Annotated in this window: 8 protein-coding genes; 4 read left to right on the top strand and 4 right to left on the bottom strand. The window is 34.7% G+C overall.

What is annotated here, in order from left to right:
* Window positions 1-9: 9 nt before the first annotated feature.
* The 3 genes from VB733_RS24500 to VB733_RS24510 all read right to left on the bottom strand — a co-directional run bounded on the left by VB733_RS24500 (window position 10) and on the right by VB733_RS24510 (window position 2,599).
* Window positions 10-633 carry a hypothetical protein gene (locus VB733_RS24500; RefSeq protein ID WP_323342665.1) on the bottom strand — a complete coding sequence of 208 codons (624 nt, stop codon included), beginning with the start codon at window positions 631-633 and terminating at the stop codon, window positions 10-12.
* Window positions 634-1,575: 942 nt separating this feature from the next.
* Window positions 1,576-1,776, bottom strand: a complete 201-nt coding sequence (locus tag VB733_RS24505; protein WP_323342666.1) for a hypothetical protein — start codon at window positions 1,774-1,776, stop codon at window positions 1,576-1,578.
* A gap of 388 nt (window positions 1,777-2,164) precedes the next feature.
* The gene (locus tag VB733_RS24510) at window positions 2,165-2,599 is read right to left on the bottom strand and encodes a DUF2294 domain-containing protein (protein ID WP_323342667.1); all 435 of its coding nucleotides are present in this window, start codon (window positions 2,597-2,599) and stop codon (window positions 2,165-2,167) included.
* Window positions 2,600-3,067: 468 nt separating this feature from the next.
* Between VB733_RS24510 and VB733_RS24515 the strand changes: the two genes are divergently transcribed.
* The 4 genes from VB733_RS24515 (at window position 3,068) to VB733_RS24530 (ending at window position 6,729) form a co-directional block, all read left to right on the top strand.
* Complete coding sequence (locus tag VB733_RS24515) at window positions 3,068-4,006, top strand: TIGR02587 family membrane protein (protein WP_323342668.1); 939 nt, start codon at window positions 3,068-3,070, stop codon at window positions 4,004-4,006.
* Window positions 4,007-4,047: 41 nt separating this feature from the next.
* The gene (locus VB733_RS24520; RefSeq protein WP_323342669.1) at window positions 4,048-4,470 is read left to right on the top strand and encodes a TIGR02588 family protein; all 423 of its coding nucleotides are present in this window, start codon (window positions 4,048-4,050) and stop codon (window positions 4,468-4,470) included.
* Between the two features lie 127 nt (window positions 4,471-4,597).
* Window positions 4,598-5,644, top strand: coding sequence for a tetratricopeptide repeat protein (locus VB733_RS24525; RefSeq protein WP_323342670.1), 1,047 nt, complete (start codon window positions 4,598-4,600; stop codon window positions 5,642-5,644).
* 260 nt (window positions 5,645-5,904) lie between these two features.
* Window positions 5,905-6,729: a polysaccharide deacetylase family protein gene (locus VB733_RS24530; protein ID WP_323342671.1), complete on the top strand. Its 825-nt coding sequence runs from the start codon at window positions 5,905-5,907 to the stop codon at window positions 6,727-6,729.
* A gap of 30 nt (window positions 6,730-6,759) precedes the next feature.
* Here the strand turns inward: VB733_RS24530 and VB733_RS24535 are convergent.
* A partial coding sequence (locus tag VB733_RS24535) for a hypothetical protein (RefSeq protein WP_323342672.1) occupies window positions 6,760-8,042 on the bottom strand: 1,283 nt, incomplete at its 5' end.

Here is an 8,042-nt window from a genome sequence, read left to right on the forward strand (position 1 = left end):
TACGGTTGATTATTGGCTTAGTTTTTGTCTAATCAACTTAATTTCTTTTTTGCTACATTGACGTTTTTTGATGCCGTCTTCGGTGTCCTCAGAATAGGTGACAAAATACCAAATTTCATTAATTTTGCAATAAGTTTGCTGGTTAATAACCACTTCATCATCGCGTTTGAGAACAGTCGATTTTGATATTTTTTTGACTAAACAAAGTAAACCTGTTTCCGGATGAATATAGAGTTCATCTCCCCAATAACCAATCTGCCTGTTTCTGCGGGAAAACGGAACATTATCGATAATAATAACATCACGCTCAACCATTGCTAATAAATGAAACAGCAAATGTTGCCCTGCTAATGTCTTCGTCTCAATCTTCCGACAAAGCTCACTATAAATAATATCCCAAGGTTGGTTTACTTGCGATCGCAACCAACGCCGCAACGGTGATAAATTATCAGAAAAGCTTTTAGTTCGCCATCTATTTTTGATGATGTAAGGTCTAAATAAGCCTTCATCTTCTATCGATTCTTGGGTGATTTTATGGAGAGTTTTTTTATATCCGGTAACTTTCTTTTGGCTAATTCTCCATCCCACACGCGGACGTTCAATTACTATTTTGCCCAAACGATGTTCGCTCATAAGGAAAAACAATGCTTAATTTTAATCTGACTTGGTAATTACTTGAAACTGGCAAATAAATTAATTTTACAGAATGGTCTCGATGCAAATAATGACTATTCAAGTAAGTATTTGTCTGCATTGTTTTTCCTCCTTTTAGTTTAATGATAGATTTTTATATTTTATTTTTTGAGTTTTGATAAAGCTAACACGCAAGTTAAAAAAGCTGTTTGTTCATACGTGGGATTCGCACCCACATATACCTGAACCTAAATCAAGTGCCTTACTATTTGGCTAGTATGTAGGCTTTTTAGATTAGGGCGCGTTAGCAATATTTTTTTAATTAATTAAGTAAAAAGTATGTATACTTCCTCGATGAGGATGCAAGATAATTTTATTGATCCCACATAAGTTAATAAAGCTATTTTTACAATTCGCTTGCTCTACTATTGAGCTACATCTCCAAAATGAATTATTAATGATTAATGATTAATTATCAATCAAAACAAATAACGGAGATGATGGGATTTGCACCCATAACCAAACGATTAACTATATGTATGTAGGCTTTATAAGTCAGGACGCAGGATTGATGATTTGGGACTTCGCGCAAGTTAAGAAAGCTGTTTGCGTATACATAGGAATCGAACCTATTACTCTTCGATTAAACGTCGAATGCTCTACCAAATGAGCTAGTATGTAAGCTTTCTAAATTAGGGCGCAAAGTGATATTTTTCGTAATATTTTTTAATTCTCGCACAAGTTAATAAAGCTGTTGTTTACATTTTGCCTATACCATTTCGGCTACACCGCCTGATAATGGCGATGGTAGGATTTGAACCTACATGGTTTTTCAACCAATTGTATGTAAGCTTTATCTATTAGGGTGCGAAAAAATTAAATTTTTATCACTTGAAATTTGGAATTGGAAGCTGAATATAAAATCCAAAATCCAGAATTCAATTAACCATAAACTGCTTCTGGTCTAATAATTAAATCTCCGCTTGGTCTGCGGTCAATTACATAGGTTTCAAAGCGGTTCAGATTAACATCAAAGTGTTGCGCTAATCTTTGTTTGATAGCGCTATCATTCATACTTGCATTCAGGTTTATTTGCCCCTCTTGCATGTCGTATGAACGACCTTCAAAACGAATATGGACCATTATTTTGCCTCCTTATATAAATGTTTTTTTGGAGGTTTATTTGTTTGCTTATATTCTTATACTACACACGTAATACAAGACTGTCAAGAGAACTGGGTATTTTTTTAGAAGTCACTGAATTCGTTATATAGTTGCCCTTTGAAAGTATGTGCATGATATTGTAAGGCACGATTCACTTGTCATCGACTAGTAATTTATACTTAATTAAGCTCAAAGTTTATGTTGGCTGGTTTTGATGATGATATTTGTAAGCCCTTCATGATTGAAGAGTTTGAATCCAAAATTTACGACTACCTGTACAAAAAAACTCATTCTCCTGCAAGTAGATAGCTATCTATCTACTTCTCCAGTTATCTCAAATAATTAAATAATTTTATAGTATCAATAACTATCCAATCGGATTTTCTTCTTGCTCATTTACAAACTCACGTTTTCGGGTTTTTGTATTTGCAGATGGAGTGCGAATACTAGGAGCATGACTAAGTACAGCAATAATCCCAGTCCTTCCTGTTTCAATCGTTGCATCACTAAGTAATTCTACAACTTCGACACTGAGAATATCCTCAATTATCTGCTGAATTTGCGGCTTAATTGCTTCGCCTAAGTCACTTCTCACCTGCTCTGCAAGTTCTTGCTTGCCTGCTTGTGCTAATAATTGTTCTGGAGGAGTGATAGAATTCTCAATAACTATGACTAAATTGCGATCGTTTAGCTGGCAAGTAACTTTACTAGGTTGATGTCCTAGTTGTTCGCGATAAAAAGCTTGGATATTTTGTGATACTGTACGCTCAATTTGACCACGTGTAGGTGTAGATATTGTCATAATTTTAATTGTATGAAAGGTTGTTATTTGGGAATTTAAGTACCCAAGTTTAATCAAAGGTAGGATGTGTTAGGCGTAGCTGTAACGCATCAAAGTCTTCTTCTGCATGGGTTACGCTGCGCTAACCCATCCTACAGAGGTTTTATATTTAATTGCACCTTCCTCATGTAGTATTTATCGGTATAATCATTCTCCCAAAAGAGTGAGGATTTCATGTCAGCTAGGAAGAGAAAGTAAAAAATATTGACTACATTCTGTAGTTTATATATTTTCATGATTTTTAGAGAAAAACTAAAAGACTCTTACAAGTTTCTTATTTCCATTGATGGATGCACTATGAGCAACTCTTTATCTATCCTAAGCATTGAAAATAAAAAATGAAACTTAAAATATAAACCTGTTCTGAATATTACAAGGTATGAGTAGTTCCCAACTTATGATTAAACTTAGTTACATAATCTAAAGACTATGAAAGTGAAAAATAAACGTCAATCACATATTAAATCTAACATCTGGGTAAGTGAGATTAATGATATTATTAGGGGCATTTGCGGCGGCTTTTTATTCGGCATTCCCCTACTTTATACCATGGAAGTGTGGTGGATTGGTTCTGTGGTAAAACCGCAAATGAATATAATTGCGATTATACTTACTTTTGTCGTTGTTTATCTACTCAACCGTACCGAAGGATTTCGTAAATATCGCAAAGATAATCGACCTTATGAAGCAATTATAAATACAATCGAGGCGATGGCGATCGGTATAATTTGCTCTGTATTCATGCTAATTTTATTACGTGAGATAACTCCTGATAACTTTTTGAAAGAGTCTGTAGGTAAAATAATTTTTGAAAGCGTACCATTTACATTTGGTGTCGCACTAGCTAACCAGTTTTTAGGTGAAAGTAATGGTGATTCTGATAGTAGAAATAATCAGCAAAATCAACACAAAAATCATCAAAAAAGTAACCATAAATTAATTTCTAAGTCCACAGCTAAATCAGAGCAATTATATGCAACCTTGAGTGATATTGGTGCAACCCTAATTGGAGCTACTGTTATTGCTTTTAATATAGCTCCTACAGATGAAATTTCGATGCTGGCAGCCGCATTTTCACCAATATGGCTATTACTAATAATTCTAGTTTCATTATTGATTAGTTATAGTATAGTTTTTCAAGCAGGTTTTTCCAACCAGCAAAAGCGCCAGCAGCAAGAAGGTATATTTCAAAGACCATCAAGCGAAACTATAATGGCATACTTAGTATCACTAATTGCATCTGCATTTATGCTCTGGTTTTTTCAGAAACTTACATTCAATGACCCTTGGACAATGTGGTTAGACCATACTTTATTATTAGGATTACCTGCAAGTATTGGTGGTGCAGCAGGAAGATTAGCTATATAAAACTAATCATAAATAGAAAAATAAAGAAATAAAACATTATTATGGCAATATCTCAAGAAACAGAAAACAACGAGCTAAAACAGCAGACAAAAAGAACACTAGCAGAGTGGGTTAGTTTTAGTATTGCATCACTCATTTTAGCACTAATTATTAGCTTGATAATCTATATAGCTATTAATGATAAACAAGAACCTCCATTTATTTCCATAATTCAAAAACAAATAAATCGCAAAAGTAACGGACATTATTACGTTCCATTTGAAATAGTCAATAAAGGTGATATAACTGCCGAATCAGTACAAATATTAGCAGAATTAAAAATTAATGATAAAGTTGAAGAGACAGGTGAACAACAAATAGATTTTCTTTCCAGTGGAGAAAAGGAAGAAGGCACATTTATATTTACAAATGACCCACGCCAAGGGCAATTAAAAATACGAGTAGCCAGTTATAAATCACCATAGTATTATCAATCATGATATTCTATAACTGGGATGACTATGCGATCGCAGAGTATAAATAAACTAGAAAACAAGACGTTTGCCTGATAATCGTTTATATTTAGGTAAACTTTAGCTATATTTGCGGCAAATGTTTAGAAGGTTTATAAAATGGCTGAAAAGCTTTTTTCGTAATTTGTTTCGTATGCAACATGGTAAAAATTATCGTTATAAAGATAATCTTAAGCCCAGAGCAAAACTTACAGATACAGAGTATGAATCCCTGTTTATCCAGTTACTAAATGGAGTGAATGACGGCTGGAGTCTACCACAGGTGAGAGATTTTTTAGACAGAAGCAATATCATTCAGGCAGATTTATTAGTTTGGTTACAAGGTTTTAGTGACAAGTTGCTAGCTACGGATGTAGAAAATGATGAATTAGCTTTACGAATGTTAAAGTTAGGTAAGGTAGATATTGGAAAGTTAGGAGAGCTTGCAAGTAGCATTGGAATACAATTAAAACAACGCAAAAAACAGATAGTTTCTCATCATGCAAATACTTTCGTTAATGTTGAATCCGAAGATGCAGAAATTTGGTTTCAGAAGGGTTTAGACAAAAATAGAGTTGGTGATTTAGAAACTGCTGTGATTTGTTGGCAAAAAGCGGTAAAAATTGAGCCAGAATATCAGAGTGCTTGGTATCAATTAGCGTATGCACTCAGCGACTTGGGAAAACAAGAAGAAGCAATCTTAGCTTATGATGAAGCTCTTGCAATTCAACCAGAAGACTACCAAGCTTGGTATAACAAAGGTAATGCTCTGATTGATTTACTCAGATTTGATGAAGCTGTCACCTGCTTTCAAAAAACAGTGGAAATTCAGCCAGATTTCTACCATGCCTGGAATAACTTAGGCTCTACTTTAGGCTGTTTAGAAAAATTAGAGGAAGCTTTTACTGCTTATAATCAGGCAATTGAATTGCAACCAAATGATTACCAAGCATGGAAAAATAGAGGTTTAGCTTTAGAAAAGCTAGGGAGATTAGAAGAAGCTTTTGCATCCTACGATAAAGCAGTTGAAATTAAGCCAGACTATCAAGATGCATCGAAGTACAAAGATTTAGCACTGCGTAATTTAGAGAAGCGGAAACAAGCTACTATGTCCAGTAATAAACTGACAATTATTCAACGTGAATAAATCGTAAAATATATTCCAGCAAATATCAGGCTGCTTCTACTAATTTTCCTTATTTATATACTGAAATTAATCGACTTAATTACGATCGCAATTTTTCCAAAGCTGTTTTTTATCAATTTCCAAACTCCTTGACTTAGATTTGAACTTTTGAGATTAAAGTAAAGTTTACGGGTAGTAGATTTTCAGCTTGTAATATGTCTGTATGCATTCAAAAACAGTTTATGATTTTAGTTTATTGTTGGAGTTAGGAGGTGTGATTGATGGGTGAGTTTAAATATAAAAAGGTTCGATTCATCGCGATCGCACTTTGTATTGCCTGTATTACAGCATGTAGTGACACAACTAAAATAGTACAATTATCCAATCAAACATCGGAAAATCAAGTTGTCGCCACAAATATTCCCCCCAACAATCCATCCCCAACATCAAAACCACAGAACTTAACTTTTGCTCCTCCCGCAAAATTTCAGGGAAAAACAGTTTATCAAGTTGAAATTCCCAATAATGAAAAAGTCATTGCCTTAACTTTAGATGATGGTCCGTGGAAAGAAACCACACCACAAATGTTAGATATTCTCAAACAAAATGGAGTGAAAGCAACCTTTTTTTGGGTGGGGACAGCAATTCAAGAAAATCCCAAAATTGCCAAACAAGTAGTTGCAGAAGGACATGCGATCGCCAACCACACTTTCCATCATTGGTATAAACAAATGGATGCAGCTACAGCTAAAAGTGAAATTGATCGCACCGCAGATTTAATTTACAAAACTACGGGGGTAAAAACTACTTTGTTTCGTCCACCGGGCGGTTATTTGAATAATGGTTTGGCTAGTTATGCCAAAAGCCAAAATTATACAGTAGTGATGTGGTCACAAACATCAGCAGACACCGATCCAAAAGCAAAATATCAAGTGTTTGTTAAAAATGTATTGCGGGATGCCAAACCCGGTGGCATCGTACTGATGCACGACGGTGGAGGGGACAGACGCAGAACAGTACAAGCTTTACCTTTAATAATTCAAGGATTGAAAGAAAAGGGTTATCGGTTTGTGACAGTGCCGGAGATATTGGAAATGGGGAAGTAAGAGTTATTACATACATCACTACTAATCAACTTATTGAGATGTATTCGTTGAAGTTATACGAGAAAGCCTAATTTCTATATTGAATGTTTCTGTATTTGTCGGAAAAATTACATACCTATCATACTTACGATAACCATTTGCATTCACATAAAGTCGAATTTCATTTTCTAAGCTTTCCACGGGAAAGATAAAATTACCGAATGCGTCCGTGCTTCTGGATTGTAAACCTTCTGTATTCAGGCTAATTTCTGCTCCTTGGATAGCTGTGTTAGTCTCATTATCCAAGACTAGACCGCTTAATCGCAACTTTCTAGGTTTTGATATAGATGATTTCCTTCTTATAATATTGCTTATAAACCCCATCATTGCACTGAAAAATGCAGCAACAAGCTGGGGATTTAGCAGTGCGACAATAATTGATGCGATCGCAGCAATTACAGCTGGTATGGTAGCAGGTTCCCTTATTATATCCCACCATCTTTTTTTATCAGATACAGATGCTTGATCAAAATTCGGAGTATCACCTTTTTCAAATTTATCTATTGTCTTGCTAGCCTCCGCTAGTTTAGAATATGGATTATCTAACTCAGATAAAACACTATCAATAATGCCAAGATATTTCTGTTTATCTTCCTGTCTAATTGCAATAACATATTGCTCTGGGCTTAAATAAGAGAGATAATCTTGATAAGGGAAAGCTACAAATTCCTGACCTTCGTAAGCTTTTCTCGCTTGTTGATAGTATGGCTTATTATTACTATTTCCTTCTTCTTTAACACCTTCCTTCAACAGTGATTGAATAATTACAGCATCACTGGCAAATGCATCAACCTTTGTTCCATCCTCCATTGTTTTCTTGTCTAAAGCATTCAATGCGCGATCTCTTGCATTTACATCATACGTTCGTGCCACAGGTATAACATTTTTATAATAATCGTTCTTGAGCCTCCGTAATTTATCGTAAGTTGTAGTATTCTCAGCTACTACAATATGAAGTTTTTCAAGTTCTTTTTCTAATTGTAAGCCTTTCAAATTTTCCAATTTCAGATTTCTTACATCTTTTTTTCTTAAAAGTAACCTTGTACCCGTTGTATGAAAATGTCGCGTAGAAAAAGCTATAGTTTCCTTAAATTCTTGACCGTTTACATCAAAAAGAGTTTCTGATTCTCTAGAATTTGGACCACATTCAATCCCAACAGTTCCGTTTTGTAATCCTTCATATCTATTAACATATTGATGGATAACAGGGGAATATCCTACCTGCCACCCTTTATTTTGTAAAGACTTTCCAAATTCTCGGCAAAAGTTTTGGG

It is taken from the genome of Calothrix sp. UHCC 0171 (assembly GCF_034931845.1).
Lineage (GTDB): Bacteria > Cyanobacteriota > Cyanobacteriia > Cyanobacteriales > Nostocaceae > Brunnivagina.

Excerpts from the sequence above, each read along its gene's own strand:
- VB733_RS24500 (WP_323342665.1), bottom strand. The coding sequence starts at position 633 with ATGAGCGAACATCGTTTGGGCAAAATAGTAATTGAACGTCCGCGTGTG.
- VB733_RS24505 (WP_323342666.1), bottom strand. The coding sequence starts at position 1,776 with ATGGTCCATATTCGTTTTGAAGGTCGTTCATACGACATGCAAGAGGGG.
- VB733_RS24510 (WP_323342667.1), bottom strand. The coding sequence starts at position 2,599 with ATGACAATATCTACACCTACACGTGGTCAAATTGAGCGTACAGTATCA.
- VB733_RS24515 (WP_323342668.1), top strand. The coding sequence starts at position 3,068 with ATGAAAGTGAAAAATAAACGTCAATCACATATTAAATCTAACATCTGG.
- VB733_RS24520 (WP_323342669.1), top strand. The coding sequence starts at position 4,048 with ATGGCAATATCTCAAGAAACAGAAAACAACGAGCTAAAACAGCAGACA.
- VB733_RS24525 (WP_323342670.1), top strand. The coding sequence starts at position 4,598 with ATGTTTAGAAGGTTTATAAAATGGCTGAAAAGCTTTTTTCGTAATTTG.
- VB733_RS24530 (WP_323342671.1), top strand. The coding sequence starts at position 5,905 with ATGGGTGAGTTTAAATATAAAAAGGTTCGATTCATCGCGATCGCACTT.